Origin of the sequence: Vogesella sp. XCS3 (assembly GCF_020616155.1) — a bacterium.
Taxonomy (GTDB): Bacteria; Pseudomonadota; Gammaproteobacteria; order Burkholderiales; family Chromobacteriaceae; genus Vogesella.
In genome coordinates, this window is record NZ_CP085530.1 from 1,389,520 (window position 1) to 1,414,619 (window position 25,100).

Consider the following 25,100-nt stretch of genomic DNA (forward strand, 5'->3'; position numbering starts at 1 on the left):
TGTTGCACAAATCAGCCGTAGGTCGAACTACCCCAATCCCCAGACGGATTTATCCCATACGGACCGTTTGCGGCGTGCCCAGTGCTGTGAAGCGATTCAGAATCGCTGCACAGATTTGAAGCTCCGCTACTTGCCGGTCAAAGTCCCGTGACTTAACCCGATCTGCCAGCAATTTGAAACAGTGCATCTTCGTTTCGACCAAGCTGCGGCGATGGTAGCCACTCCACTTTTTCCAGAGCGCGCGCCCCAGATACTTCACCGCTCGTAGCGACTCATTGCGAGCCTGATTGCCCCGTAAATTCCCTTTCCAGAATTGGCCATTTCGACGTGGGGGAATGATGGCTGCCGCCCCACGCTCTGCAATCGCTGCGTAACATAGGCGTGTGTCGTACGCCCCATCCGTGGTGACGGTTACCAGTCCCTCTCCCGCCGGAATTTGCGATAGCAGCTCTGGCAGCATCGTGGCATCTCCAGTGCGATTGTCGGTCACTTCCATTGCCCGGATTTCCAGCGTTTGCGCATCTATGCCCAGATGCAGCTTGCGCCATTGGCGGCGGTAATCAGCGCCATGCTTTTTCACCTTCCACTCGCCTTCACCCATCATCTTGATGCCGGTGCTATCCACCAAGAGATGCAGACAACCTTGCTTTTTCTGTACCGGGATGCGGACTTGCAGGTCTTTCTGGCGGCGGGAAAGCGTGCTGAAGTCGGGGACGGCCCAGTCAAGGCCAGCCAGGCGCAACATACTTTCGACCATACCTGTGGCTTGCCGTAGCGCCAGGCCAAAGAGGCATTTGATGGTGAGACAGAACTGGATGGCAGCATCAGAAAAAGTTAGCTGCCGTCCCCGCCTGCCGGTAGCCGGTGCCAACCAGTTCATGCCTTTGTCGAGCCAGAGAAGGAGCTGCCCTCGTTGCTTGAGGGACTGGTTGTATGACTGCCAGTTGATGGTTTGGTACTTGGGAGGAAGGGGCTTGCTCATGCGGTCATTCTACCGGACGGACGCAAGCACTGATTTGTGCAACAAAGCCGTTTCGTGAGCTCAACCACAGGAATGACTGCTGCTCTAGCCCTTGAATGGCTGGCGATTCCGCCAGCCGCGTGGCTAGTACAGTTATTGACACGAGTCCAAGACTCGCTACGCTCGTTTTTTGGCGAAAATTCAACGCTCCATTCATGAATACGGGAGCGAACAAATAGGCCATCACCAATATCAACCAGGCCAAGAATACGAATGCCTTTTTCTTCGCCATATCGGTTCAGAAGACCAGTTTCACGGCTGAGTCTGAAAGGTAAATCAGCAAGCCTTAGTCCCGTACCACCAAGCACACGTACAAACTCAGCCCAATCACCAGTATCTGCAGCCACAGCGGCCCGCATAATGATGTCGCTATCGATGACAATCCCAAGGATGGAAAAGAGCCGGCGGCATTCTCGCCAAAAGGTTACAGGTGCAACACCGATCTGCTGAAACTGGCGTATCCCCCAGCACCATGCCCAGCCCAAAACACGCTCTGCTGCAACGGGGGTATCAATACCATCAAAATTAGTACCGACAGGTTCTCCATTATTTTTGAATCCATCAATGTTCTTGCAGACATACTTAACGATGTAGCCAGCAGCAGTACCACGCGACCAATCAATCTCTTTGCATTTAAATCGTGGAGAAATGTCATTACCCAGCTCTGCCCGATCTTCACGGGTGGCGTAATCGGCAAAGACATCAACCATTTCCGCTGCCTGCTCATTTGGAACAAACAACAAAAGATGCCAGTGTGGTGTACCGTCATGATGTGGCTCCGCAATTCGGAAGCCATACGGAGCGATCCCTCGACGATGCAACTCAGCACGCATACGGGAAAAAACACCAGAAAGGTATTGCTGTGCTTGGCGAGGCGTAGAACCGCAGTATTTGTCGTTAGCCACAACCTTGTTCTTGCCCAGCTTCCGGTAGGCGTGGAAACGTGAAGGGCAGGTAATAGTCAGGAATAGACCGGCATGGCCAAGGGTTCGCGCGATAGTTTCGAAACCCGCAATCCGAGTCATCAACTCTGCACGACGGATATCAGGATTAGATACAGACAGATCTGCAAGCTCTGCCAGTGTGTACTGCTGCCCTAACTCATTGAATGCCAGCAGACCTTCCAGAAGCGCACGGTTACGGCAGCGTTGGCCCCTGAAGCGAACTAGCGTCTCATCTGACACATAGAGCCCAGCTTTTTGATTCACTAGACCGCAGCGAATAGCTTCGGCCTCGACCTTGCGAGTAGTTCCCTTGCGGAAGACTTTTCGCCAAAAGGCTTCATCGACCAAGCGGGCAAAGAGCGACTCTTCCGTTACTCCTTTCACACCTAACCTGGGTAAGCGTGTACTCCCATCGGGAGCATCATCACTCGCATGGAAATACACATCCCGGTCAGCCAGGTAGCTGCTTAGGAGTCCCAACAGCTCACCGTGACTTTTATCCCTATGCAGTCTCTGGAAAAGCTGGATATATTCAGCCGTTTCCTTAGCCTGTTCACAAAGCTCTTTGTCAGTCGCGTTCAAATTCAACTGACCCGCTGCACGAGCGAAGTAATCACGGCGATCTTGAACATGTAGGTTTGCCGCACGACGGGCATCCCCGTCGTACTTGAACCCATTCGAAAAGAGAATTTTGTTGTGCTGACGCCGAATATCCTTTGCAAACGCAGCAGGAATACGACGAAGCCAGTGAGCAACGCGCTCACGGTCTTGCTTTAGGCAAGCGCGGCGGTATTCGAGCGACAGCGCAGACAGCACGATCAGTCCTCGACAGCAACGTAGGAGTTAACAACAGGACGACGAGTGAAGCGCTCACCTGTGTCCTTATCCACATACTGGAACGACTTACCGCGATAACCACCGCACACAACCGATACTTCGATCGTTTCACCGATCTGACCCAGCCGTTTACGACTACGAATCTCGACCGTGGCTGGCGCACTGTATTGATCTGGAGCAGGCAGCGTCACCTCTGTGAAAACTGCATCATCCGACTTACGGACAGCATTGACACGACCGGCCAGAACCGCTTGGTTGACGCGGGATTGATTCTTTACTTCAGCGACATTGGGGGTACTCATTTGATAGTCCTCTCAGCGATCAGCAGATAGTGTTCAACCGACTAATGCAGATTTCCCCGCACGGGTACGTGCCTGGCTAACCGCAGAACTAGGCTGAACAGGAAAAGGGATAGGGTCTTCAGGAAAGGATTTGCACTCTCTGTCAAGACAACGTGCATTCAATAGAGCAACATTGACGAGAGACCAGCGGCCAACAGAAACAACCGGGATGTAGCCACGGTCAATCCACTTATTGACGGTGTCATGAGTCACGCCGACGAGATCAGCAAAACGCTGCCTAGTCAGCAGTGGCGTTGCCCCTCCTGATTGGGAGAGGTTTCCGATGTTGAGGTTGTCACCCATAATTACACCATTGGTTCATCCAATCCGGATCATTGATCCGGAACAATGATCCGTATCATATGAGGAACGCAAAAAATGTCAAGTGCTTTGCGCGACCGGCTCATGGAGCTGATCGATCGACTCACCATTGAGTCACGCCGCTTTCGTCAACTAGATGAGTGGACAAAGTGCCCTGCTGATAGCTGGCGCAAGTTCTACGTTGGGCGGCAACGCTGCACTGAGGAAATGCTAGAAGGGCTGTGTCGAAACTTTCCAAGCCTTTCAATGTGGATAGTCACAGGAAAGCATGATTATGCGAATCAACAGTATGACCCTGCGGGGTATATTGCGATCGATAAAACAAGCCTATCCACCATTTTTGAAAAAGACCCAGCACAGATAACTGAAGAAGAATATTTACGCCTTGAGATTGAACTGGCTAGGCAACAAATGATTTACGAAGAAGGTAAATCTGGCTTATCTGTTTCCAAAATCATTGAAACCATGGAAATGCGAGAACGAAAAATGTCTCGCAACGACATGCTCAATGAGAAATTAGATGAACAAGAAAAAATTCTACGCCACGAACACATGAAAGCCCGCCTAAGAAGAGCACAGAATGGAGAGGTGATAACCAATGTACCTCACGTGATAAACCTAAGAGATCCATACTCGGCTCCATCATTTGAATGGGGCTATCACGGAACTGGTCCAAAAGAATTAGCTGCTAATATTTTGCACTGGCATGGATGCACCATTGAACAAGCAAAAATGCTAGCTACAGACTTTTCACAAGACATCATCGCTTCACTACAGCACAACGAAGCTGAATTATCAGAGAGTGAGACCCAGAACTGGCTAAGCATGAAAGGTTATAAAATATTAGAAAAATACAATCAAAATGAGCATTAAAAAGACAGAAACTGGTTGGATTGTTGACATTCAACCAGGAGGACGTGGGCATAAACGTTTCCGGAAAACGTTCGATACAAAACGTGAAGCACTAGAGTGGGAAACCTGGGTCAAGGGGCAGACACAGCAAGAGCCCGAATGGTCGCCCAAGTCAAAGAAAGACAGACGGCGGCTAACTGAGTTGATCGAGCTGTGGTGGCAGCATCACGGGCAGCAACTGCGGGATGGGGAACACACGCGCAACCGGCTAAGGCAGCTTGCCGACATGATGGGCAATCCGCTGGCCACAGAGGTCACAGCTGAGTCATTTGCAGCCTACCGAAGCATTCGGCTTGATGCTGGCGTCAAAGCAAACACCGTCAACAGGGAACATGCTTATCTTAGAGCGGTATTCAATGAGCTAAAGCGGCTCGGCCATTGGAATGGCGAAAACCCTCTTTCGGCAGTTCGACAGTTCAAGATCGTGGAGAGCGAATTATCTTTCCTCACACTTGAGCAAATCAAAACTCTACTGGCTGAACTGGATCGTAGCCAGAATGCCCATGTCGGGCTTGTGACCAGAGTCGCGCTAGCTACTGGAGCGCGGTGGAGTGAGGCTGAAGGGTTGCGTTCGAGCCAGCTTAGGGAAAATGCAATCGACTTTAGCAGGACAAAATCGGGGAAAAACAGGACAGTCCCTATCTCGGCCGACCTGGCAAGCATGCTGCATGCGCAAGCTTGCCAGCACACGGGAGCACTATTTGGCCCGTGCTATGAAGCATTCCGGGATGCCGTAGCCAGGACAGACATCGAACTACCCAAAGGGCAAATGACCCATGTGCTGAGACACACCTTTGCCAGTCACTTCATGATGAATGGCGGCAACATTTTGGCACTCCAACGCATTCTAGGCCATAGCACGCTGACCATGACTATGCGTTACGCGCATCTATCGCCAGATCATCTAGCAGAAGCAGCGACACTTAACCCTCTATCGCGGTTGACAGTTGGTTGACACTTCACATTTGCCAAAGAAAGAAAAAAGGCTTACCCAGCAGGTAAGCCTTTGATTTCTTTGTGGTGCCCCGGGCCGGGGTCGAACCGGCACAACCGAAGTCGAGGGATTTTAAGTCCCTTGTGTCTACCAATTTCACCACCGGGGCACAGACAGGGTGCAGATTCTAGCCGAAAGCAGCCCTGCCGGCAATGCCGGCGGCGTGGGCGCGGGCGTATGTTGGTGCGGCCAACCCTGTTGCGCTGGCCACCCTGCACTGCGCTACGACGCGTGGCGGCTTAGCGTTCCAGAATGGCGGTAACACCCTGGCCGCCGGCAGCGCAGATGCTGATCAGGCCTCGGCCGCTGCCTTTTTCTGCCAGCAGCTTGGCCAGCGTGGCCACCACCCGGCCACCGGTGGCGGCAAAGGGGTGGCCGGCGGCGATAGAGCTGCCGTTCACGTTGAGGCGGCTGCGGTCGATGCTGCCCAGCGCGCCAGGCAGACCCAGCTTGCTCTGGCAGAAGTCGTCGGACTCCCACGCCGCCAGCGTGCACAGCACCACGGCGGCGAAGGCTTCGTGGATTTCGTAGAAGTCGAAGTCCTGCAGCGCCAGGCCGTGCTTTTGCAGCATGCGCGGGATGGCGTAGGCCGGCGCCATCAGCAGGCCTTCACGTTCATCGATGTAGTCGACGGCGGCCACTTCGCCGGCGGTGATGTAGGCCAGGATGGGCAAGTTATGGGCGCGGGCCCAGTCTTCGCTGGCCAGCAGCACGGCGGAGGCACCGTCGGTCAGCGGCGAGGCGTTGGCTGCGGTGATGGTGCCACCGTTGCGGGCAAAGGCCGGCGCGAGCTTGGCCATTTTGTCCAGGCTGCTATCGGGGCGCAGGTTGTTGTCGCGCTGCAGACCGTGGTAGGGCATAACCAGGTCGTCGAAGAAGCCGCGGTCGTAGGCAGCGGCCAGCTTCTGGTGGCTGGCCAGCGCCAGCGCGTCTTGCGCCTGGCGGGTAATACCGTAGCGCTGGGCGGTGATCTCGGCGTGCTGGCCCATGCTCTTGCCGGTGCGCGGCTCGGCGTTGGCTGGCAGCTCGGGCTTGAGGTTGGCCGGGTTCAGCAGGCGTGGCAGCAGCTTGAGCTTGTCCGCGGTACTGCGGGCGGCATTGATGTCCATCAGCGCACGCTGCAGGCCACGGCTGACGGCCACCGGCGCGTCGGAGGTGGTGTCGGTACCGCAGGCGATGCCGGCGTCGATCTGGCCCAGCGCGATCTTGTTGGCTACCAGGATGGTGGCTTCCAGCCCGGTGCCGCAGGCTTGCTGGATGTCGTAGGCCGGGGTATGGGGGTGCAGGCCGCTGGACAGTACGCATTCGCGCACCATATTCCAGTCGCGGGCGTGCTTCATCACCGCGCCACCCACCACCTCGCCCAGCAGCCGGCCTTGCAGGCCGCATTTTTCCACCAGCCCCTTCAGGGTGTCGGTAAGCATGGTGCGGTTGGACAGCTGGCTGTAGGCGGTGCCGGAGCGGGCGAAGGGGATGCGGTTGGCGCCGACGATGGCGACTTTGCGCGGGGTACCGTGCAGCATGGGGGATTCCTCGTGTTGGTGTGGGCGGGGGGCTCTGCGGCCTTTGCCGGCTGCCGTGGCGGCAGCGCTGGCCCACAGTTAAACACGCGTTTTAATTTGCCTCAAGCCCCATGCAGCAACATCTGCGGCCAACTTTGACTGGCTACGTCACCTTTATAGAGCGCAGCCGGTAGCCAAGCGCTTAGCTGTCGCCAGCGGGCGGCAGGCCGGCGCTGCCCAGCCGGTGCAGGATGGCAATGGCCTGGCCGGTGGGCTGCGCCACCACGTCGGCCAGCGTATAGCGGTCCAGCACGCTAAAGAAGGCCGCCAGCGCCTCGTCCAGCACGCCTTTCAGCCGGCACTGGCCACGCAGCGCACAGGGCGGCTCGGCGCAATCGATCAGCACCGTTACCTGCTCCAGCTGGCGAATCACCTGCCCCAGGCGGTATTGGTCGGCCGGCATGGCCAGCGCCAGGCCACCGCCTTTGCCGCGCGTGGTGGCCAGCCAGCCTTGCTGCGCCATGGCGTGCACTACCTTCATCAGGTGATTGCGCGAGATGGCAAAGCGTTCGGCGATTTCGGCGATGGTGACGGGCTGCTCGCGCTCCTGGTAGCTGAGGTACATCAGGACGCGCAGGCCCAGGTCGGTAAACTGGGTAAGTTGCATAACGTTAGGCGGCGTGGAAACACTGCGCAGCATACGCTGCCTGCCGCCGGCTGACAAAACCCGGCGGCAGGCAAGGCCGCTTAGCCCAGGCCGTTACCGCCGGTGCCGAAAGCTTCGGCGTGGAGGTTGGCCGCAGGCACGCCCAATGCCAGCAGGCTGGCCTGCTGCGCCTGCATGAAAGCCAGCGGGCCGCACAGGTAGTAATGCGCGTCCGGCAGCACGTTGGCCGCACCCAGCTGCATGCGGCCAACCTGGCTGGCCACCGCACCGTGTGCCGGCAAGCGGTCGGCCTGCTCGTACCACACTGTTACCTGCAGCTGCGGGTACTCGGCCGCCAGATTGGCCAGGTGCGTGCCAAAAGCCTGTACCGACGGGCTGCGGCACGCGTGCAGGAACTGCACCGGGCGTGGCTGGCCGGCCTGTAGCAGCGTATCCAGCATGGCTATCATCGGGGTAATACCGACACCGGCGCTGATCAGCACCACCGGCGTGTCGGCGGCGGTATCCAACCAGAAGTCACCCATCGGCGGCGCCACGTCGATCAGCGCGCCCTCCTCTACCGTGTCGTGCAGCACATTGGACACCATGCCGGCCGGGCTATCCGCCGTGGCGGCTTCACGCTTGACGGAAATACGCAAGCTGCTGCCACCAGGGGCACACGACAGGCTGTACTGGCGCGGCTGCATGATGCCCAGCTGCGGCACCGCCACGCGCACGGTAACGTACTGGCCCGGCAACCACACCGGCAAGCTGCCGCCGTCGGCCGGCTGCAAGTAAAACGACGTGATCTCGCTGCTTTCCGCTACCTTGCGTACCACACGGCAGGCGCGCCAGCCGCTCCAGCCCCCCGCCTGCGTGGCTGCCTGCTGGTACAGCGCAGCCTCTTCGGCAATCAGCAGGTCGGCCAGCTGGCCATAGGCCGCGCCCCAGGCCGCCAGCAAGGCCTCATCCGCCGCCTCCCCCAATACTTCGGAGATGGATGCCAGCAAGTGGCGGCCCACTACAGGGTAATGCTCGGCGCGAATACCCAGGCTGGCGTGCTTGTTGGCCACCAGCGTCAGCACCGGCGCCAGCACCGACGGGTTGTCGATATGTTCGGCATAGGCCGCCACCGCCATCGCCAGCGCTTGCTGCTGGCTACCGGCCTGCTGGTGGCCCTGGTTAAAGATCTGCTTCAGCTCCGGGTTGTGCTGGAACATGCGGGCATAAAAATGACGGGTAAGCGCCACGCCGTGGGTTTTGAGTACCGGGGCGGTGGCTTTGACGAGTTGGCGGGTGGCTTGATCCAGCATGGCGGGCTCCAATAGATGAATTTAAAATGAATCTTCAAGGGTAAAAAACTGGCGCCACAGCTTTGTTTGGCGCCTGCAACATTAAGATGTGCAAAATATACATCTTTAAAAGTGGCAATACAAGCATCCATTGCACAGCTGGATACCGGCCCCTGCCCCGCCGCATTCGGCCGAATACACATCACGGCGATGCAACACGGGCGCGGCAGCACGTCGCCGGCACGCAGCCCGGTACAGGCAAGGCCCCGATGGCTGCGTCCGACAGGTGGTAGTCTGGAAGAATGGAATGAGAAAAGCCCGGCAGATCATTGATCTACCGGGCTTTATCTGGAGGCGCGGTCCGGAGTCGAACCGGACTGACCGGATTTGCAATCCGGGGCATAACCGCTTTGCTACCGCGCCAAAACTTGATTGCCTGAACATTAAACCATTCAAACAATTTGAACAATCTGTGGAGCGGGAAACGAGGCTCGAACTCGCGACCTCAACCTTGGCAAGGTTGCGCTCTACCAACTGAGCTATTCCCGCGTCGCATGGTACTGCTTAAATTTTATGGAGCGGGAAACGAGGCTCGAACTCGCGACCTCAACCTTGGCAAGGTTGCGCTCTACCAACTGAGCTATTCCCGCGTCGCATGGTACTGCTTAAATTTTATGGAGCGGGAAACGAGGCTCGAACTCGCGACCTCAACCTTGGCAAGGTTGCGCTCTACCAACTGAGCTATTCCCGCGTCGCATGGTACTGCTTAAATTTTATGGAGCGGGAAACGAGGCTCGAACTCGCGACCTCAACCTTGGCAAGGTTGCGCTCTACCAACTGAGCTATTCCCGCGTCGCATGGTGCTGCTTAAATTTTATGGAGCGGGAAACGAGGCTCGAACTCGCGACCTCAACCTTGGCAAGGTTGTGCTCTACCAACTGAGCTATTCCCGCATAAAACTTGGTTTTTCTTAATGACTGCTGCGTCGTTTCCGTCGCTGCGTCGTTAAGAGAAGGCGAATTATAATGATCTTTTCGGGGGTGTCAACACTCAAACATCAATTTTTTTGCCCGAGAATTCGCGCGCCGCCATCTGCAGGTAATAAACCATTGACCACAAAGTCAATATGACAGCGACAATCATGAACAATTTTCCTGCCAGCATGGTGCTCAGCCCCGGCACCAGCGGGCCTGCGTACAGCAAGAGCAAAATAGCTACCATCTGGGCGGCGGTTTTCAGCTTGCCGATATAGGCCACGGCCACGCTGCCACGCCGCCCCATTTCGGCCATCCACTCGCGCAGCGCCGAAATGGCGATTTCGCGGCCGATGATGATCATGGCCATCCAGCCTTCCAGCCGGCCCAGCTCTACCAGCAAGATGAGCGCGGCAGCCACGATGAGCTTGTCGGCCACCGGGTCCAGGAATGCGCCAAAGGCGGAGGTCTGCCCCAGACGACGCGCCAGGTAGCCGTCCAGCCAGTCGGTCGCCGCCGCCAGGCCGAAAATGAAAGCCCCCAGGCTATTGCGGTGATGTTGCAGCAGCACACTATCCGGCAGAAAGAACACCGCCACGCATACGGGAATCAGGGCTACGCGCAGCCAGGTTAATAAAATGGGCAGGTTAAAGGGCATGTGTCGGCTCGGGTGTGCTAGTGCAGTGCGTTATGAATTTTTTCGGCCAGCGCGCGGCTGATACCGTCTACTTGGGCTAGATCATCGATACTGGCTGCCACTACCCCGCGCAACCCGCCAAAACGGGTAAGCAGGCGCTGCCTGCGCGTGGGGCCGACACCCGGGATATCTTCCAGCGTAGACGAGGTACGCGCCTTTGCCCGCTTGGCACGGTGGCCGGTAATGGCAAAGCGGTGCGCCTCGTCGCGCACGGTTTGTATCAGGTGCAGGGCGGCATGATCGCGCGGCAATTGTAACGTCTTTTGCAGATGCGGCACGATCAGCGTTTCCAGGCCGGGTTTGCGCTCCTCGCCTTTGGCCACGCCGACGATGGGCACATTCACACCCACTTCTGCCAACACCTCCAGCGCCACCCCCACCTGCCCCTTGCCACCGTCGATCAGCAGCACGTCCGGCAGTTTGCCTTCTTCTGCGGCCAACCTGCTGTAGCGGCGGGTCAGCGCCTCGCGCATGGCGGCGTAATCGTCGCCAGCGGCGGCGGTTTCGATATTGAAGCGGCGATACTCCGACGGCTGCATGCCGCCACGGTCGTACACCACGCAGGAAGCCACCGTGGCCTCGCCCAGCGTGTGGCTGATATCGAAGCACTCCAGCCGCGCTACTTGCTCTACCTCCATCAGCTCGGCCAGTGCGGCCAACCTGCTTTGCTGGCCGGCCACGCTGAGTATTTTCTGGCCGATGGCCAGCTGGGCGTTTTTCTCGGCCATTTCCAGCCATACGCGGCGCTCGCCGATAGGGTTGCCCACAAAAGCCAGGCGCTTTTCTGCCTGCTCGATCAGCAGCGCCTGCAACTCGGGCGATACCTGTTCGTTATGGATGATCACGGCAGGCAACGGCACACCCAGATAATGCTGCGCCAGGAAGGCTTCAAGGTTGGCCGCCAGCGAGGCTTCGTCGGCGTTCTGCGGGAAAAAGCTCTTGTCGCCCAGATGGCGCCCGCCACGAATCATCACCAGGTTCACGCACACCAGCCCGCCATGCGCGGCGATGGCCACCACGTCGGCGTCCAGCTGGCTGGTATTACTGCTGATGAACTGCTTCTCTTGCACCCGCGCCAGGGCCTGGATCTGGTCGCGCAGCTCGGCCGCCTGCTCGAACGCCAGCGACTCGGATGCGGCCAACATGCGCTCGGTCAGCGCGTCGATCAGCTCGTTCTGTTTGCCTTGCAGGAAAGCTACGGCACCGCGCACGTCTTCGCGGTAGTCCTCGGCGCTGATTTCGCCAGTACAGGGCGCGGTACAACGCTTGATCTGGAATAACAGGCAGGGGCGCGAGCGGTTGCTGAATACGCTGTCTTCGCAGCTACGCAAGCGGAAGACTTTTTGCAGGATCTGGATGCTCTCGCGCACGGCGTAGCCGTTCGGGTAGGGGCCAAAATACTGATGCGGCTTTTTCGGGTCGCCGCGAAAGTAGGCCAGCTGCGGGTAAGCGTGGCCGGACAGCATCAGATAAGGGTAGGACTTGTCGTCGCGAAACAGGATGTTGTACTTGGGTGCCAGCGCCTTGATCAGGTTGTTTTCCAGGATCAGCGCTTCGGCCTCGCTACGCACCACCGTGGTTTCGATGCTGGCGATCTGCGCCACCATCAGCTGGATGCGCGGGCTCAGATCGTTTTTCTGGAAGTAGGAGCTAACGCGCTTTTTCAGGTCGATAGCCTTGCCGACATAAAGCACATTGCCCGAGGCATCCAGCATGCGGTACACCCCGGGCAGGCCGGGCAAGCTGGCCAGAACCGGCCGGTAATCAAAAGCAGGCTGCATTACTTGCCGCACCAGATCTGCACTTCCTCGCGCGCACGCTTGAGCATCTCTTCACGGCCGGGCTTGCTACCCGGGCGGTCCAGCGCCGCCAGGTTGGCCTGGGCGGTTTTGCAGTTTTGCGCTTTCACGTCGCGGTTGTGCTTTTCAATGCGCTCGTTCAGCGCCTTCACATCCGCATCCAGCCCGCCGGCAGATTGCCCCGCCGCAGGGGCCGCACCAGCAGGGGCGGAGGCCGCCTGGCGTGCTACCTGCGCCCCACCCGGGTAAACCTTCACCTTGTCTACCTTTTTGCCAGGTGGCGGCTGGTCGGAAAACACCACGCGGCCGTTGGCATCTACCCATTTGTAGACCTCGGCCTGCGCCATGCCACTGGCAGCCAGCAGCAGCGCTGCTATCACTATGTCTTTTCTCATGAAAACCGTCTTTGCAATCGGCAGCAAACGGCCACTTTATACACTGCATGCACACTATAGGCAAAACCGCCATCACATTTTGCACTTGGGGCGGCAGATCGGTATAATGCGTTTTTGCCGCCTAAGGAAACGCGAAGATGCGCATCATCGAGAAAGCCTACACTTTCGACGACGTTCTCCTCGTCCCGGCCCATTCTGCAGTACTGCCGCGCGACGTTGCCCTCCACACCCGTCTTACCCGAAACATCAGCCTGAACCTGCCACTGGTTTCCGCCGCCATGGATACCGTGACCGAGTCGCGCCTGGCGATTGCCATGGCCCAGGAAGGTGGCATCGGCATCATCCACAAGAACATGAGCGCTGAAAAACAGGCCCTGGAAGTTTCCAAGGTCAAGCGTCATGAAAGTGGCGTGGTGAAAGACCCGATCACCATCGCTCCGGACATGCTGGTACGCGACCTGGTTCTGCTGACCCGCCAGCACAAGATCTCCGGCCTGCCGGTGATCCAGGATGGCAAGGTAGTCGGCATCGTGACCAACCGTGACCTGCGCTTCGAAACCCGTCTGGACCAGCCGGTAGCCAGCATCATGACCCCGCGCGAGCGCCTGGTCACCGTGAAAGAAGGTGCCAGCATCGAAGAAGCCCGCGAGCTGATGCACACCCACCGTCTGGAACGCGTACTGGTGATTGGCGATGACTTCGAGCTGAAAGGCCTGATCACCGTCAAGGACATCATCAAGACCAGCGAACACCCTAACGCCAACAAAGACAACCAGGGCCGCCTGCGCGTAGGCGCGGCCGTAGGCACTGGCGGCGATACCGACGAGCGCGTCAAAGCGCTGGTGGCTGCCGGCGTGGACGTGATCGTGGTGGATACCGCCCACGGCCACAGCCAGGGCGTACTGGACCGCGTGAAGTGGGTGAAGGAAACCTACCCGCAAGTAGACGTGATCGGCGGCAACATTGCCACGGCCGAAGCTGCCCTGGCCCTGGTGGCTGCTGGCGCTGACGGCGTGAAAGTGGGCATTGGCCCAGGCTCCATCTGCACCACCCGTATCGTGGCCGGTGTAGGCGTACCGCAGCTGACCGCCATCCACAATGTGTCCGAAGCCCTCAAAGGCACCGGCGTACCGATGATCGCCGACGGCGGCATCCGCTTCTCCGGTGATATTTCCAAGGCACTGGCAGCCGGCGGCAACGCCGTGATGCTGGGCGGCATGTTTGCCGGTACCGAAGAAGCACCGGGCGAAGTAGAACTGTTCCAGGGCCGTTCGTACAAATCGTACCGCGGCATGGGCAGCCTGGGCGCCATGAGCCAAGGCTCGGCCGACCGCTACTTCCAGGACAGCTCCAACGCAGCCGACAAATTCGTGCCGGAAGGCATCGAAGGCCGCGTACCGTACAAGGGCCCGATCGCCCAGGTTATCCACCAGCTGGTGGGCGGCCTGCGCTCGTCCATGGGCTACCTGGGTTGCCCTAGCATCGACGTGATGCACGAGAAAGCCGGCTTTGTGGAAATCACTTCTGCCGGCATGCGTGAATCGCACGTGCACGACGTACAGATCACCAAGGAAGCACCAAACTACAACGTGGGCCGCTAAGCCCGCGCCAAGGTTGGCCGCAAAAACCCCGCAGCGTGCTGCGGGGTTTTTCTTTGCCCTCACGCGGCCAAAGCAAAGCCATGCACTGCCGGCGGCACCAGCCGCGCCAGCTACACCAGCGGCGCCCAGATTTCGGTCAGCAGGTCTTTCGGCGCGGTATCCTGCGGCGAATTCAGGTAGGCCTCCACGCACGGCCGGTCGGCCAACTGTTCGCCACTGGCAGGCAGCCACACACCGTACAGCCAGCCGTAGGCCTGCTCCAGCTCGCTGTAAGGGCCACGATGGCAGATCACCACGTAGCGGCCGGCCTCAATGCGCCACGCTTCCAGCCCGTCAGGCAGGCTAACGCCGGGCGGCAAGGTCAGGCAGGCTGCCGAGCGCAGCTGCTCGGCCGGCACCGTGCGCGGGTCATCAAGATAGATGCCGTACCAGCGGCTCTCCGGCCCCAGCCACGGGCGGGCGATCGCCCCCAGGCGCTCGAACGCCTGTCCTATCTGCATATAGTCGCCACGGTGCGGCAAGGCGGCCAGCATTACCACTTGGTCAAGCGTGCGAAATTCGGGTGTGTACATGGCATTCTCCAATCGGGACAAGGTTTCCAGGCGCCGGACACAGTGCTGACGATAGCGCCCGGGCGGCATGCCGTACGCCTGCCGGAAGGCACGCACAAAGGCGGCTGCGCTGCCGTAACCTGCCCGCTGCGCCATCTGCTGCAAAGGCACCACGGGCTGGCGACGCAGTGCCAGTGCGGCCAACTGCAGGCGCAGGCGCTGGCGCGTGTCGTTCACGCTCTCGCCCATCACCGCCACGTAGGTGCGGTGAAAGTGATAGGGCGAAAAGTGCGCCATCTCGGCCAGCAGCGCCAGCGGCGTGTCGTGCTGCGGGTGCTGCCACAGGTAATGCACCACTTGCAGAACACGCTGCACATGGCGCTGGCTGGTGTCGCTACTCGTCATCTGTCTCCTCCTGTGCGTACACTAGGCGCCTCCGATTGATTCAGGTTGCGATTCTGCATGCACCCCACCCTGCCCTACCAGCCACAGCAGCCGCCGCGCAGCGAGTGGCATACCTTTAACGGCCACGCCTACCATATCCGCCGCTGGGGCCAGCCCGATGCACCCCTGCTGGTGATGCTGCACGGCTGGATGGATTGTGCCGACACCTTCCAGTTTGTTGCCGACCGCCTGGCTGGCGGCTGGCAGATTGTAGCGCCAGACTGGCGCGGCTTCGGCCACAGCGCGTGGAACAGCGTCAGCTACTACTCGCCCGACTACCTGGCCGATCTGGACGCCCTGCTGCAGCACTACAGCCCGCACCGTGCGGCCAACCTTGTCGGCCACAGCATGGGGGCCATGGTAGCCGGCCTGTACGCCGGTATTCGCCCCGATCGCGTAGCGCGGCTGGCACTGGTGGAAGGCTTCGGCCTGGCCGCCACCCGCCCGGCCGAGGCCCCGGGCCGCTACGCGCGCTGGCTGCGCGAAAAACAGCAGGCACCGGCCTTTACCGCCGTGGGCAGCCTGGACGAGGTGGCCGCCAAACTGCAGGCGCGCAACCCGCGCATGGCGCTGCCCCACGCACAGCACATAGCCACCGCACTGTGCCATCAGCACAACGGCCAGTGGCAATACCGCGCCGACCCGCGCCACAAAATGGTGAACCCGGTGCTGTACCGGCTGGAAGAAGCCAAAGCCTGCTGGCAGCGCATCAGCGCGCCGGTATTGTGGGTGATAGGCGGCGATATGTGGGACCACCCCATGGCCAAGGGCGTGTTCGATACACTGCCAGAGCGCCGCGCCTGCTTTGCGCAGCTGACCGAAACCACCATCGCCGACGCCGGCCACATGATCCAGTGGGAACAACCGGCCGCGCTGGCCGATACGTTGGCCGCGTTCTTTACTTATAAATAAGCGGCATGGCACGCCGGCGCGTTTTGCCTTAGTGTCATGCCATCAGCTTTTATGGATACCGCCATGCCACGCTACGCCCGCCACCTGCAAGACGTCACCATCGCCAACCCGTTCCCCGGCCTGCCCAAGCTGGAAGCCCTGATCGGCCGCCGCATCGACAGCCGCATCGGCTCCAACGAAAGCATGGCCATCGCCGGCCACAGCGTCAGCCAGCAATGGGGCGAAGCGCTGTACGAACTGGCGCGGCTGTACCCCGACCCGTACGCCGGCGCCATCCGCCAGCGCGCCGCGGCGCTCAACGACGTGAAAGCGGCCAACGTGGTAGTGGATGCAGGCGCCGACAGCCTGATCGCGCTCTTCCTGCGTGCCCGCGTTTCGCCGGGCGACGTGGTGGTGTGTACCGCCGGTACCTACCCCACCTTCCGCTACTTTGCCGAAGGCGTGGGCGCCCGCGTGGTGGAAGTACCCTATGCGCAGCACGGCGACAGCCTGGTGAACGACCTGCCCGCCCTGCTGGCCGCCGCGCAGCAGCACGAGGCCGCGCTGCTATACCTGGCCAACCCCGATAACCCTACTGGTAGCTACTTGCCGCTGGCCGAGGTCACTGCGCTACGTACTGCGCTGCCGGCCGACACCTTCCTGCTGCTGGACGAGGCCTATATCGACTTTTGCGACCAGGCCGAGCGCCAGGGCACGCTGCCTGATACCGCCCGCCTGCGTACGCTGTCCAAGGCGCACGGCCTGGCCGGCCTGCGCATCGGCTATGCCCTGGCACCGGCAGAATGGGTGGTCAAGGCCGACCAGATCCGCACCCAGTACGGCACCTCCAGCGTGGCACAGGCCGCAGCGGTCGCCGCGCTGGACCAACCCGAATGCAGCCAGCGGCTGATTGCCGACACGCTGGCGCTACGCGACCAGCTGCAGCTGGCTCTGCAGCAAGGCGGGCTGCGCATCATCCCGTCGCATACCAATTTCCTGACCATCGTCTACCCGGACGCCGACGCGGCGCTGGCGCGCCAAAAAGCACTGTGGCTTCAAGGCGTTGCCGTACACCGCCCGCCCCACCCGGCCATGCAGCACGTGCTACGCATTACCGCCCACCCGGACTCACTTGCAAAAAAGGTGGTCCAGATGTTGATTTCGCCATGAAATACCCCGCCTTCACTGCTAGAATGAGTTGAAATTCCTATAACCCAGCCTACACCGGATCCTTAGCAATGAAGGTCCCTCAATTCGACGCCAATACCACAGCCGACCTGGTGCGCAACTTGGTGATTCCGCCCCGTCCCGAAATCCTGGACAAGCTGGTCGCCCTGCGTAGCAACCCGGACATGAGCCTGATGGACGTGGCCGATATCATTTCCAGCGACCTGGGCCTGTCTGCCGCCATCCTTAAGGCGGCCAACAGCCCGTTTTTCGGTAGCGGCCGTACCCTGACTTCCATCATGCAGGCCGTGAATCTGCTGGGCGAACGCAATATCGTTCACCTGGTACATGGCCTCTTGCTGCGCCTGACGCTGACCAGCCAGAACCCGCCGGTGATCGAGCAGTTCTGGGAACGCACCATGCACGAGGCGTCCATCGCCGCCAGCCTGTGCGAGAAGCTGGGCCGCCCGGCAGACGAGTGCCAGAGCTTTGCGCTATTCCGCAGCTGTGGTATCGCCGTGATGCTGATGCGTTACCCCAACTACGAGCGCACGCTGCGGCTGATTACCCAGGCGCGCGACCGCCAGATCAGCAAGATCGAGCAGGAGTTCCACGGCACTAGCCACGACGTAGTCGGTTACCTGGTCGCCCGGACCTGGAATATGCCGGAAGACTTTGGCCAGGCCATCTTGCTGCAGCACAACCCGGACCTGTTCCAGGACAGCAACGACGAGCTGCTGGACCACAGCCACAAGATGATGATTGCCGTCGCCCGCGCCGCGCAGCACATCTGGCGCACCAGCACCGACCAGAATGGCGACCCGGGCTGGAAAGACCGCGCAGAAGAGCTGATTGCCTACTTGGGCATGCACGAAGTGGAGTTTGAAGACTGGGTGGACGAGATGCACGACCGCATCCACGCCGGCCTGTAAACCACACAAAAAAACCCGCCACTTGGCGGGTTTTTGTTTGGCTACGGCGGATAGCGATTAATGGCGCTGCTGCTCGGCGCGCACGGCGGCTACCACATCCATACCGAACAGCGTGTTGACGTCTTCGTCGTCAAACACGTAACGTTGGCCGCAATACTCGCAGCCCACCTCGATGCTGCCCTGCTCCAGCACCACGCTGGCCACTTCTTCGCCGCCCAGCAGCTTAAGCATGTCGCCCACGCGCTCGGTACTGCAGTTGCAGGCAAAGCTGACCAGTGCCGGGTCGAAAATGCGCACGGCATCCTGGTGGTACAGGCGGTACAGGATATCCAGCGCGTCCAGCTGCAATAGCTCGTCTTGCTGCAGGGTTTCAGCCAGCGCCTTCACGTGCGGCCAACCTTCGGCATCGCCATGGCCGTCGGGCAGGCGCTGCAGCAGCAGGCCGGCGGCGGTCTCGTCGTTACAGGCCAGTACCAGATGGGTTTCCAGCTGCTCGGAACGCAGCATGTAGTTTTGCAGCATTTGGGCGATGCTGTCGCCCTCCAGTGCCACGATACCCTGCCATGGCTCGCCGTCTTTCGGCTCCAGCGTAATGACAAAGGTGCCGCCCTCGCCCAGCAACTCGGCCAGCGGGGCATCGGTGATACCGTCGTCAAAGCGTGCGGTAGCCCGTACGGTACGGTCGTTGGTGCATTCGGCCACAGCCAGGCGCAGCGCACCCTTGCCGTGCAGCTGCATGATCAGCGTGCCGTCAAACTTCAGGTTGGCCGCCAGCAGGCTGCTGGCAGCCAGCATCTGGCCCAGCACATGGCGGATGGCCGGCGGATATTGATGGCGCGCCACCACCTCCTGCCAGGCGCTGTCCATGCGTACCAGTGCGCCACGCACCGGTATGCCGTCAAACAGGAAGCGTTGCAGAGTATCGTGTTGGCTCATGAGCGGGTGTCCTTCTCTTTCTGGATAGTGTGAATCGTCAACGGCAGCGAGGAGCTGGCGTCAAACTCGCAGCCGGCACGGATCGCCGCTTCGGCAATCTGGCCGGCCGTCATGTCGGTATCAAACAGGGCGTGCATGGCGCCCATGGCAAACTTGCGTCCCGAGCCTATGGCCCAGTAACGGGCAAACTGGTACACCTCACGCATGGGGTAAACACCGAAAATGCCGTGGGCGTTGGCGACCAATACCATCATCTGACTGGATTCGTACGGGTCGTCTTCCTCTTCTTCCGGCCGCAGGTAGAAGTGGTCTTTCAGCTTGGGGTGTATCTTGCGAAAGGTCTCGAACAAGCCGGCACGGCTGCTGAAATCGCGCGATTTCATGCCTTTCAGCGCCGATTGCAACACCAAGTCGTGCGCCGCCGAGCCAGCAATGGCCAGGTAGCTGTCGCCCAGCTTGAAGATCTTGTTGCTGTGCACATCGTAGGCCGCCAGCAGTTTCTGGTCATCGCCAAAAGTAGTCTGGCTGTCTGCGGCAATAGCAATCTCTGCCCCTTTGTTTACAACAACGATGGTGGTCATGCCTGCCTTTCAGTTACAGCGGGCCTGCAACAGCAACGTTGCTGGCAGACCCAGGAAAACACATATCGGGATTTTCTCATAAATAACAAGCCCACCCCAAGGCGGCCACCTGGCTGAATGCTGCTTGGCGTGGCCGCCCCTGCATGAAACAATAGGCTATCTATTGAACACGGACACCCCCATGTGCCAGCTTTTGGGCATGAACTGCAATACGCCCACCGACATCCTGTTTTCCTTTGAAGGCTTCCACCGCCGCGGCGGGCTGACCGACCACCACGCTGACGGCTGGGGCATTGCCTTTTTCGAGGGCAAGGGCGTGCGCCTGTACCTGGACGATAAACCGTCTGCCGACTCGCCCGTCGCGGCGCTGGTACGCCAGTACCCGATCAAATCGGAAAACGTGATCGCGCACATCCGCAAAGCCACGCAAGGCGAAGTGAACCTGGCTAACTGCCACCCGTTCCAGCGCGAGATCTGGGGCCAGTACTGGATTTTTGCCCACAACGGCAACCTGGTGGACTTCGCGCCCGCGCCCGGCTGCCACTACAACCCGGTGGGCAGCACCGATTCCGAAGCGGCGTTTTGCTACATCATGGAGCAGCTACGCCAGCGCTGGTGCACCGCCCCCACGCTGGACGAGCTATTCGAGGCCATTGAAGGCCTGGCCGCCACGCTGCGCGGCTACGGCGTGTTCAACTTCATGCTGTCCAACGGCCAATGGCTGTTTACCCACTGCTCTACCAAGCTGCACTACATCGTACGCAAGGCACCGTTCCCCACCGCCCACCTGGTGGACGACGACGTGACAGTGGATTTTTCCACCGTCACCACGCCAGACGACCGCGTAGCCGTGATTGCCACCGTACCGCTCACCGACAACGAACAGTGGACTGCAATGCAAGATGGCGAGCTGGCCCTGTTTGCCGACGGCATCGTGCGGCGCAGCAGCGTGACGCTGCCAGCCACCCGCGCAGCCCAGTGCTGCACGAATGCTGCAAAACCGTCTGATCCAGCGCAAATCTAGCCGCTTTACGCCAGGCAGGGCTGGCTAGCCATTTCGATAGCGCCGTATGCTGGAGAAATGAGCCACCCACCGGACCTGCCAGCATGAGCCGCTTCGACTTTACCCACCCGCCGTTTACCCACCTGAGCCAGCACGAACGGCTGGCACTGGAGGGCGCGGCGGATATCGTGTTCTTCGATAACGACGAAGTCATCATGGCCCCCGGCGACAGCGTGGATAGCCTGTACGTGCTGATCAAGGGCGTGGTGCGCGAGATGGCCGACGACGAAGTGCTGGCCGTGTACCACACGCAAGACACCTTCGACGCCCGCGCCATGGTAGCCGGCGTGGCCACGCAGCGCTTTGTGGTGCACGAAGAGGCGCTGGCCTACTGCCTGCCGCGCGCCATGGTCATGCAGCTCACCGAAAGCAACCCGCGCTTTGGCGCCTTCTTCTACGCCAGCGTGTCGCAGAAATTCGGTGCGCTGGCGCAAAATGCCGGCACCCGCGAACTGCAAACCCTGCTCACCGCCACCGTGCGCGACGCCTGTAGCCGCCTGCCGGTCTTTGCCGATGGCCAGGATAGCGTGCTGGACGCTGCCCGCCTGATGAAACAGCGCAAGAGCAAGTCCATCCTGGTACGCCACATGGGCCAGCTGGGCATGTTCACCACCACCGACTTTCGCGACACCATTCTGAACGAGCTACCTTCCAGTACACCGCTACACCAGGTGTGCCATTTCAACCTGATTACCACCGATATCGACGGTTTTCTGTTCGATGCCCTGCTCACCATGACGCAGCGCAATATCCGCCGCTTGGTGGTGATGGACCAAGGCGAGCCGGTGGGCATTCTGGCGCAGGTAGACATCCTGTCCTATTTCTCCAACCACTCACACCTGATTGCCCACAAGCTGGAGCGCGCCGACACCCTGGACGAGCTGCAGGACATCGCCGGCCAGATCACCCGCCTGGTGGGCATCCTGTCCAGCCACGGCGTCAAGGCACCGCAGCTGGGCCGTCTGGTACAGGCACTGAATGCACGGTTGTTCGAGCGCACCTGGCAGCTGATCGCCCCGCCCGAAGTAGTCGCCAACAGCTGCCTGATTGTCATGGGCTCGGAAGGCCGTGGCGAACAGATCCTGAAAACAGACCAGGACAACGCGCTGATCATCCGCGACGGCTTCGACCACCCCACACTGCAAGGCGCCTGCCAGGCATTCAGCGACGCCCTGGCGCGCTTTGGCTACCCGCCGTGCCCGGGGCGCATCATGGTGAGCAACCCGCAGTGGTGCCAGCACGAGCAAGGCATGCGCGACCAGCTGTACCGCTGGCTATACCTGCCGGATGCCGATTCGCTGATGAACCTGGCCATCTTTGTGGATGCCGAAGCCGTCGCCGGCGACCACGCCCTACTGGCGCAGTGCAAACACTACCTGAGCAGCCTGCTATCGGACGACGAAAGCTTCTACGCACGCTTTGCCCGCGCCATCGAACAGTTCGATACCCCGCTGGGCTTCTTTGCCCAGCTGCTCACCCGCGAGCAGAACGGTGAAGCCACGCTGGATATCAAGAAAGGCGGCATCTTCCCCATCGTGCACGGTATCCGCTCGCTGGCTTTACGCCACAATATTGCGGCCAACAACACGTTCGAGCGCCTGCAACGGCTGGTCGAAAACGGCCACCTGGAGCGAGAGTTCGCCAACGATATCAACGAAACACTGGCTTTCCTGCTGGGCCTGCGCCTGAGCCACGGCCTGGCCGACCTGGAAGACGGCCGCGCGGCCAGCAACCTGATTCGCCCCGACCGCCTGTCCACGCTGGAAAAAGACCTGCTCAAAGACGCCCTGGCGCTGGTAAAAAAATTCAAGAGCCTGCTACGCCACCAATTCCGCCTGGGGGCCGTGGCATGATAGGCGCGCTGAAAAAACAGTGGGCGGCCCACCGGCTGAAAGACCCGCGCTTTGCCATGCTGCTGCAAGAACAGAACGAAGAGCTGGTCAGCGTAGACTGCGAAACCACCAGCCTGAACGTGCGCGACGCCGAGCTACTCTCCATTGGCGCCGTCAAGATACGCGGCCAACGTATCCTCAGCAGTGAAGCGTTCTACGTGCTGGTGCGTCCGGAGCGCAAGCCGGACGCCGGCAGCGTGCGCATACACGGCCTGCGCCCCCGTGACGTATCGGACGGCCTTGCGCCGCAAGAGGCGGTAACCCGCTTGCTGGACTTTATCGGCGGCCGCCCGCTGGTGGGCTACTACCTGGAGTACGATGTGGCCATCCTGAACAAGTACGTGCAGCCGCTGGCCGGCATCAAGCTGCCAAACAGGCAGATCGAAGTTTCCGGCCGCTACTACGATTACAAGCTGCGGCAAAACCCGGACAGCAACGTCGACCTGCGCCTGGCCACGCTGGTAGACGACCTGCGCGTCCCCGCCCTGCCACGCCACGACGCACTGAACGACGCCATCACCGCCAGCATGCTCTACCTGGCGCTGAAAAAGCGCGGTTTCGGCTAGCTAGCTGCTCACCGCCGTTGCACCTGCATGCCAGCGCATGCGGCCAACCTTCAGCAAGTTGGCCGCATGAAAAAAGGGCGTGCTTTCGCACGCCCTTCAAGCCAGCCGGCACAGTCGCACACCGGCCGTTTACTGCATCGATACTTTAGTAGCCCAGCACGAGCCTTCAGTAGCTGAGCGAGTCATGGCGGGTTTCCACCAGCTCGCCTGCCGACAGCGACATCAGCAGCAGGGCAATACGCTCGTGCATGATGACGGTGTGGGTGTTACCGGCAAACTGCATGAAACGGCGCAGATCTTCGCGCACTTTGCGCGAGCCGGTCAGGTCGATGATGATATCCACGCGCTCGCCCTGCTCGGCCAGCTCGATAAAGTTGTCGGTTACCGGCACCCCGCGCTCACGCGCCAATGCCACGCCCGGCAAGGCCAGATTGAGCTCGGCAACGCCGATCAGCTCCACATAGGGCGCATTCAGCAGCTGCCGCAACAGAGGTGTCGCCGTTTCACCGGCGCCCACCATGGCAATACGAATCTTGTTCATGTCCATCCTCGCTTGCGCCTTATGTAACACGCATTGAAGCGCGTACTTTATCAAGCCCGCCCCGGCGCGATTTGCGCCAGATCAAACCCGGGCACTTTGTATAGAAATCATAAGCAATGCGCAGTTTTATTGCCCAATCTTGCAATAAAAAGGCATGAAACAAAACCCATCCCGCATCAACCGCCTTACTGCGGATCGCGGCTCACGGCCGTCAGTGCAAGGCGTGCCGGCTCAAAAAGCGGATGTAACCCACACTTTCTATCCAGTAAGCACCATCAGCCAGCGGTGTTGCCTCTTCCAGGTCGGCCACGGTCAACACCAGGTCGGCTTCGTCGATATGCGCCTCCAGTGCCACATCGTCGTCATCGGCGTAGTCTTCGCTGGCGTACATGAATTCCGGCTTCACCAGCTGGTTGTTCACCTGGATGTATTCGGACTGATTCATCAAACGCAGGATGTTCATGGCTTGCTCCTTGTGATCCGGCCAACCGGCATGGTTGGCCGCACGACAACAGCAGGGGCAGCCCAAGGGCCGCCGCTACACCCAGCCGCGCGCCGCCAGTGATTCGGCGTGCTCGCCCGTGACAACAAAATGGTCCAGCAAGTTGATATCGACCAGCTGCAAAGCCTGCTTGAGCGTAGCGGTAAGCCGGCGGTCGGCGTCGGAAGGCTCGGCCACGCCCGAGGGGTGGTTATGCGCCACAATCACGCTGCAGGCATTGTGCTGCAAAGCCCGCCGCACCACCTCGCGCGGGTAGACCCGTGTTTCGGTAAGCGTGCCCCTGGCCAGTTCTTCGACAGCCAGCACGCGGTATTGTGCCGTGAGAAAAATCACGCTGAACACCTCCACCTCGCAATAGCCTATCGCCACGCGCAGAAAGCGCTGCACGGCTTCCGGGCTGTTCAGTACGTCTGCCGCAGCCATTTCTTCGGCCAGCAGCCGCCGCGCCAACTCGTGCATGGCCATGAACTGCACGTACTTGGCAGGCCCCAGCCCGGCTTGCTGCTGGAACTCGTCAGCCCGCGCACCCAGCAAACGCCCCAGGCTGCCAAAACGCTGCATTAACAAACGTGCCATATCGACAGCCGAGCATCCTTTGATGCCCGTTCTTAGAAATATCGCCAGCAATTCGGCATCTGACAAGGCTTGCGCCCCCCGTGCCAACAATTTTTCACGCGGACGTTCGGCCGCGGGCCATTCGCTAATAGACATAGTCCCTCCTGCGCGCTGACGAAGTCTTCATCATCATGCATGCAGCG

Annotated in this window: 25 protein-coding genes and 7 tRNA genes; 9 read left to right on the forward strand and 23 right to left on the reverse strand. The window is 60.1% G+C overall.

Annotated elements, in window-relative coordinates:
• Positions 1–49: 49 nt before the first annotated feature.
• The 4 genes from LCH97_RS06550 to LCH97_RS06565 are packed head-to-tail and all read right to left on the reverse strand — an operon-like array spanning position 50 to position 3,446.
• A complete protein-coding gene (locus LCH97_RS06550) occupies positions 50–982 on the reverse strand; it encodes an IS5 family transposase (protein ID WP_227301451.1) in 933 nt (310 codons plus the stop codon).
• Positions 979–2,781, reverse strand: a complete 1,803-nt coding sequence (locus LCH97_RS06555) for a replication endonuclease (RefSeq protein ID WP_227304231.1) — start codon at positions 2,779–2,781, stop codon at positions 979–981. Before LCH97_RS06555 ends, LCH97_RS06550 begins: the two co-directional genes overlap by 4 nt.
• Before the next feature lie 2 nt (positions 2,782–2,783).
• Positions 2,784–3,104: a hypothetical protein gene (locus LCH97_RS06560; RefSeq protein WP_227304233.1), complete on the reverse strand. Its 321-nt coding sequence runs from the start codon at positions 3,102–3,104 to the stop codon at positions 2,784–2,786.
• A gap of 33 nt (positions 3,105–3,137) precedes the next feature.
• The gene (locus tag LCH97_RS06565) at positions 3,138–3,446 is read right to left on the reverse strand and encodes a hypothetical protein (protein WP_227304234.1); all 309 of its coding nucleotides are present in this window, start codon (positions 3,444–3,446) and stop codon (positions 3,138–3,140) included.
• A 102-nt stretch (positions 3,447–3,548) separates the two neighbouring features.
• Between LCH97_RS06565 and LCH97_RS06570 the strand changes: the two genes are divergently transcribed.
• Together LCH97_RS06570 and LCH97_RS06575 are read left to right on the forward strand one after the other, a co-directional pair.
• Complete coding sequence (locus tag LCH97_RS06570) at positions 3,549–4,337, forward strand: DUF6166 domain-containing protein (protein WP_227304235.1); 789 nt, start codon at positions 3,549–3,551, stop codon at positions 4,335–4,337.
• On the forward strand, positions 4,327–5,331 hold the full coding sequence (locus LCH97_RS06575) for a tyrosine-type recombinase/integrase (protein ID WP_227304236.1): 1,005 nt from the start codon (positions 4,327–4,329) through the stop codon (positions 5,329–5,331). The genes LCH97_RS06570 and LCH97_RS06575 overlap by 11 nt, the downstream gene beginning before the upstream one ends.
• Positions 5,332–5,394: 63 nt before the next feature.
• Here LCH97_RS06575 and LCH97_RS06580 read toward each other — a convergent pair.
• The 13 genes from LCH97_RS06580 to LCH97_RS06640 all read right to left on the reverse strand — a co-directional run bounded on the left by LCH97_RS06580 (position 5,395) and on the right by LCH97_RS06640 (position 12,675).
• A tRNA-Leu gene (locus LCH97_RS06580) sits at positions 5,395–5,479 on the reverse strand.
• Positions 5,480–5,609: 130 nt separating this feature from the next.
• Positions 5,610–6,893: an acetyl-CoA C-acetyltransferase gene (locus tag LCH97_RS06585; RefSeq protein ID WP_227304237.1), complete on the reverse strand. Its 1,284-nt coding sequence runs from the start codon at positions 6,891–6,893 to the stop codon at positions 5,610–5,612.
• A gap of 181 nt (positions 6,894–7,074) precedes the next feature.
• On the reverse strand, positions 7,075–7,539 hold the full coding sequence (locus LCH97_RS06590; protein WP_227304238.1) for an Rrf2 family transcriptional regulator: 465 nt from the start codon (positions 7,537–7,539) through the stop codon (positions 7,075–7,077).
• An 80-nt stretch (positions 7,540–7,619) separates the two neighbouring features.
• The gene (hmpA, locus tag LCH97_RS06595) at positions 7,620–8,831 is read right to left on the reverse strand and encodes an NO-inducible flavohemoprotein (RefSeq protein ID WP_227304239.1); all 1,212 of its coding nucleotides are present in this window, start codon (positions 8,829–8,831) and stop codon (positions 7,620–7,622) included.
• A gap of 328 nt (positions 8,832–9,159) precedes the next feature.
• A tRNA-Cys gene (locus LCH97_RS06600) sits at positions 9,160–9,233 on the reverse strand.
• Between the two features lie 50 nt (positions 9,234–9,283).
• Positions 9,284–9,359, reverse strand: a tRNA-Gly gene (locus LCH97_RS06605).
• Positions 9,360–9,384: 25 nt separating this feature from the next.
• Positions 9,385–9,460 (reverse strand) — tRNA-Gly (locus LCH97_RS06610).
• Between the two features lie 25 nt (positions 9,461–9,485).
• Positions 9,486–9,561 (reverse strand) — tRNA-Gly (locus LCH97_RS06615).
• 25 nt (positions 9,562–9,586) lie between these two features.
• Positions 9,587–9,662: transfer RNA gene (locus LCH97_RS06620), tRNA-Gly, on the reverse strand.
• A 25-nt stretch (positions 9,663–9,687) separates the two neighbouring features.
• Positions 9,688–9,763: transfer RNA gene (locus LCH97_RS06625), tRNA-Gly, on the reverse strand.
• 97 nt (positions 9,764–9,860) lie between these two features.
• The gene (pgsA, locus tag LCH97_RS06630) at positions 9,861–10,442 is read right to left on the reverse strand and encodes a CDP-diacylglycerol--glycerol-3-phosphate 3-phosphatidyltransferase (protein WP_017508599.1); all 582 of its coding nucleotides are present in this window, start codon (positions 10,440–10,442) and stop codon (positions 9,861–9,863) included.
• Positions 10,443–10,459: 17 nt separating this feature from the next.
• Entirely contained in the window at positions 10,460–12,262 is a 1,803-nt protein-coding gene (gene uvrC, locus LCH97_RS06635; protein ID WP_227304240.1) for an excinuclease ABC subunit UvrC, read from the reverse strand.
• A complete protein-coding gene (locus tag LCH97_RS06640; protein WP_227304242.1) occupies positions 12,262–12,675 on the reverse strand; it encodes a DUF4124 domain-containing protein in 414 nt (137 codons plus the stop codon). The genes uvrC and LCH97_RS06640 overlap by 1 nt, the downstream gene beginning before the upstream one ends.
• 137 nt (positions 12,676–12,812) lie before the next feature.
• Here LCH97_RS06640 and guaB point away from each other — a divergent pair, with 137 nt between their 5' ends.
• On the forward strand, positions 12,813–14,276 hold the full coding sequence (guaB, locus tag LCH97_RS06645) for an IMP dehydrogenase (protein ID WP_227304244.1): 1,464 nt from the start codon (positions 12,813–12,815) through the stop codon (positions 14,274–14,276).
• A 110-nt stretch (positions 14,277–14,386) separates the two neighbouring features.
• Here the strand turns inward: guaB and LCH97_RS06650 are convergent, their stop codons facing one another.
• The gene (locus tag LCH97_RS06650; protein ID WP_227304246.1) at positions 14,387–15,232 is read right to left on the reverse strand and encodes a GyrI-like domain-containing protein; all 846 of its coding nucleotides are present in this window, start codon (positions 15,230–15,232) and stop codon (positions 14,387–14,389) included.
• A 57-nt stretch (positions 15,233–15,289) separates the two neighbouring features.
• Here LCH97_RS06650 and LCH97_RS06655 point away from each other — a divergent pair, with 57 nt between their 5' ends.
• The 3 genes from LCH97_RS06655 (at position 15,290) to LCH97_RS06665 (ending at position 18,261) form a co-directional block, all read left to right on the forward strand.
• A complete protein-coding gene (locus tag LCH97_RS06655; RefSeq protein WP_227304248.1) occupies positions 15,290–16,183 on the forward strand; it encodes an alpha/beta fold hydrolase in 894 nt (297 codons plus the stop codon).
• 63 nt (positions 16,184–16,246) lie between these two features.
• Positions 16,247–17,332 carry an aminotransferase class I/II-fold pyridoxal phosphate-dependent enzyme gene (locus tag LCH97_RS06660; protein WP_227304249.1) on the forward strand — a complete coding sequence of 362 codons (1,086 nt, stop codon included), beginning with the start codon at positions 16,247–16,249 and terminating at the stop codon, positions 17,330–17,332.
• Positions 17,333–17,400: 68 nt separating this feature from the next.
• A complete protein-coding gene (locus tag LCH97_RS06665) occupies positions 17,401–18,261 on the forward strand; it encodes an HDOD domain-containing protein (RefSeq protein ID WP_227304251.1) in 861 nt (286 codons plus the stop codon).
• 57 nt (positions 18,262–18,318) lie between these two features.
• On the opposite strand, the gene hslO is transcribed toward LCH97_RS06665, so the two are convergent.
• Together hslO and LCH97_RS06675 are read right to left on the reverse strand one after the other, a co-directional pair.
• Positions 18,319–19,197: an Hsp33 family molecular chaperone HslO gene (gene hslO / locus LCH97_RS06670; protein ID WP_017508591.1), complete on the reverse strand. Its 879-nt coding sequence runs from the start codon at positions 19,195–19,197 to the stop codon at positions 18,319–18,321.
• Entirely contained in the window at positions 19,194–19,778 is a 585-nt protein-coding gene (locus LCH97_RS06675) for an MFS transporter (RefSeq protein ID WP_227304253.1), read from the reverse strand. The genes hslO and LCH97_RS06675 overlap by 4 nt, the downstream gene beginning before the upstream one ends.
• Positions 19,779–19,959: 181 nt before the next feature.
• Between LCH97_RS06675 and LCH97_RS06680 the strand changes: the two genes are divergently transcribed.
• The 3 genes from LCH97_RS06680 to LCH97_RS06690 all read left to right on the forward strand — a co-directional run bounded on the left by LCH97_RS06680 (position 19,960) and on the right by LCH97_RS06690 (position 23,299).
• Positions 19,960–20,802, forward strand: coding sequence for a class II glutamine amidotransferase (locus LCH97_RS06680; RefSeq protein ID WP_227304255.1), 843 nt, complete (start codon positions 19,960–19,962; stop codon positions 20,800–20,802).
• Between the two features lie 83 nt (positions 20,803–20,885).
• Positions 20,886–22,694, forward strand: coding sequence for a putative nucleotidyltransferase substrate binding domain-containing protein (locus LCH97_RS06685; RefSeq protein ID WP_227304257.1), 1,809 nt, complete (start codon positions 20,886–20,888; stop codon positions 22,692–22,694).
• Positions 22,691–23,299, forward strand: coding sequence for a 3'-5' exonuclease (locus LCH97_RS06690; protein ID WP_227304258.1), 609 nt, complete (start codon positions 22,691–22,693; stop codon positions 23,297–23,299). The genes LCH97_RS06685 and LCH97_RS06690 overlap by 4 nt, the downstream gene beginning before the upstream one ends.
• Before the next feature lie 166 nt (positions 23,300–23,465).
• Here the strand turns inward: LCH97_RS06690 and LCH97_RS06695 are convergent, their stop codons facing one another.
• The 3 genes from LCH97_RS06695 to radC form a co-directional block, all read right to left on the reverse strand.
• Positions 23,466–23,840 (reverse strand): oxidoreductase, encoded by a 375-nt coding sequence (locus LCH97_RS06695; RefSeq protein WP_227304260.1) that lies wholly within the window; start codon positions 23,838–23,840, stop codon positions 23,466–23,468.
• A 211-nt stretch (positions 23,841–24,051) separates the two neighbouring features.
• Complete coding sequence (locus tag LCH97_RS06700; protein ID WP_017508585.1) at positions 24,052–24,303, reverse strand: hypothetical protein; 252 nt, start codon at positions 24,301–24,303, stop codon at positions 24,052–24,054.
• A 75-nt stretch (positions 24,304–24,378) separates the two neighbouring features.
• The gene (radC, locus tag LCH97_RS06705) at positions 24,379–25,053 is read right to left on the reverse strand and encodes a DNA repair protein RadC (RefSeq protein WP_227304262.1); all 675 of its coding nucleotides are present in this window, start codon (positions 25,051–25,053) and stop codon (positions 24,379–24,381) included.
• Positions 25,054–25,100 lie beyond the last annotated feature (47 nt).

Excerpts from the sequence above, each read along its gene's own strand:
- LCH97_RS06550 (WP_227301451.1), bottom strand. The coding sequence starts at position 982 with ATGAGCAAGCCCCTTCCTCCCAAGTACCAAACCATCAACTGGCAGTCA.
- LCH97_RS06560 (WP_227304233.1), bottom strand. The coding sequence starts at position 3,104 with ATGAGTACCCCCAATGTCGCTGAAGTAAAGAATCAATCCCGCGTCAAC.
- LCH97_RS06565 (WP_227304234.1), bottom strand. The coding sequence starts at position 3,446 with ATGGGTGACAACCTCAACATCGGAAACCTCTCCCAATCAGGAGGGGCA.
- LCH97_RS06570 (WP_227304235.1), top strand. The coding sequence starts at position 3,549 with ATGGAGCTGATCGATCGACTCACCATTGAGTCACGCCGCTTTCGTCAA.
- LCH97_RS06575 (WP_227304236.1), top strand. The coding sequence starts at position 4,327 with ATGAGCATTAAAAAGACAGAAACTGGTTGGATTGTTGACATTCAACCA.
- LCH97_RS06585 (WP_227304237.1), bottom strand. The coding sequence starts at position 6,893 with ATGCTGCACGGTACCCCGCGCAAAGTCGCCATCGTCGGCGCCAACCGC.
- LCH97_RS06590 (WP_227304238.1), bottom strand. The coding sequence starts at position 7,539 with ATGCAACTTACCCAGTTTACCGACCTGGGCCTGCGCGTCCTGATGTAC.
- hmpA (WP_227304239.1), bottom strand. The coding sequence starts at position 8,831 with ATGCTGGATCAAGCCACCCGCCAACTCGTCAAAGCCACCGCCCCGGTA.
- pgsA (WP_017508599.1), bottom strand. The coding sequence starts at position 10,442 with ATGCCCTTTAACCTGCCCATTTTATTAACCTGGCTGCGCGTAGCCCTG.
- uvrC (WP_227304240.1), bottom strand. The coding sequence starts at position 12,262 with ATGCAGCCTGCTTTTGATTACCGGCCGGTTCTGGCCAGCTTGCCCGGC.
- LCH97_RS06640 (WP_227304242.1), bottom strand. The coding sequence starts at position 12,675 with ATGAGAAAAGACATAGTGATAGCAGCGCTGCTGCTGGCTGCCAGTGGC.
- guaB (WP_227304244.1), top strand. The coding sequence starts at position 12,813 with ATGCGCATCATCGAGAAAGCCTACACTTTCGACGACGTTCTCCTCGTC.
- LCH97_RS06650 (WP_227304246.1), bottom strand. The coding sequence starts at position 15,232 with ATGACGAGTAGCGACACCAGCCAGCGCCATGTGCAGCGTGTTCTGCAA.
- LCH97_RS06655 (WP_227304248.1), top strand. The coding sequence starts at position 15,290 with ATGCACCCCACCCTGCCCTACCAGCCACAGCAGCCGCCGCGCAGCGAG.
- LCH97_RS06660 (WP_227304249.1), top strand. The coding sequence starts at position 16,247 with ATGCCACGCTACGCCCGCCACCTGCAAGACGTCACCATCGCCAACCCG.
- LCH97_RS06665 (WP_227304251.1), top strand. The coding sequence starts at position 17,401 with ATGAAGGTCCCTCAATTCGACGCCAATACCACAGCCGACCTGGTGCGC.
- hslO (WP_017508591.1), bottom strand. The coding sequence starts at position 19,197 with ATGAGCCAACACGATACTCTGCAACGCTTCCTGTTTGACGGCATACCG.
- LCH97_RS06675 (WP_227304253.1), bottom strand. The coding sequence starts at position 19,778 with ATGACCACCATCGTTGTTGTAAACAAAGGGGCAGAGATTGCTATTGCC.
- LCH97_RS06680 (WP_227304255.1), top strand. The coding sequence starts at position 19,960 with ATGTGCCAGCTTTTGGGCATGAACTGCAATACGCCCACCGACATCCTG.
- LCH97_RS06685 (WP_227304257.1), top strand. The coding sequence starts at position 20,886 with ATGAGCCGCTTCGACTTTACCCACCCGCCGTTTACCCACCTGAGCCAG.
- LCH97_RS06690 (WP_227304258.1), top strand. The coding sequence starts at position 22,691 with ATGATAGGCGCGCTGAAAAAACAGTGGGCGGCCCACCGGCTGAAAGAC.
- LCH97_RS06695 (WP_227304260.1), bottom strand. The coding sequence starts at position 23,840 with ATGAACAAGATTCGTATTGCCATGGTGGGCGCCGGTGAAACGGCGACA.
- LCH97_RS06700 (WP_017508585.1), bottom strand. The coding sequence starts at position 24,303 with ATGAACATCCTGCGTTTGATGAATCAGTCCGAATACATCCAGGTGAAC.
- radC (WP_227304262.1), bottom strand. The coding sequence starts at position 25,053 with ATGTCTATTAGCGAATGGCCCGCGGCCGAACGTCCGCGTGAAAAATTG.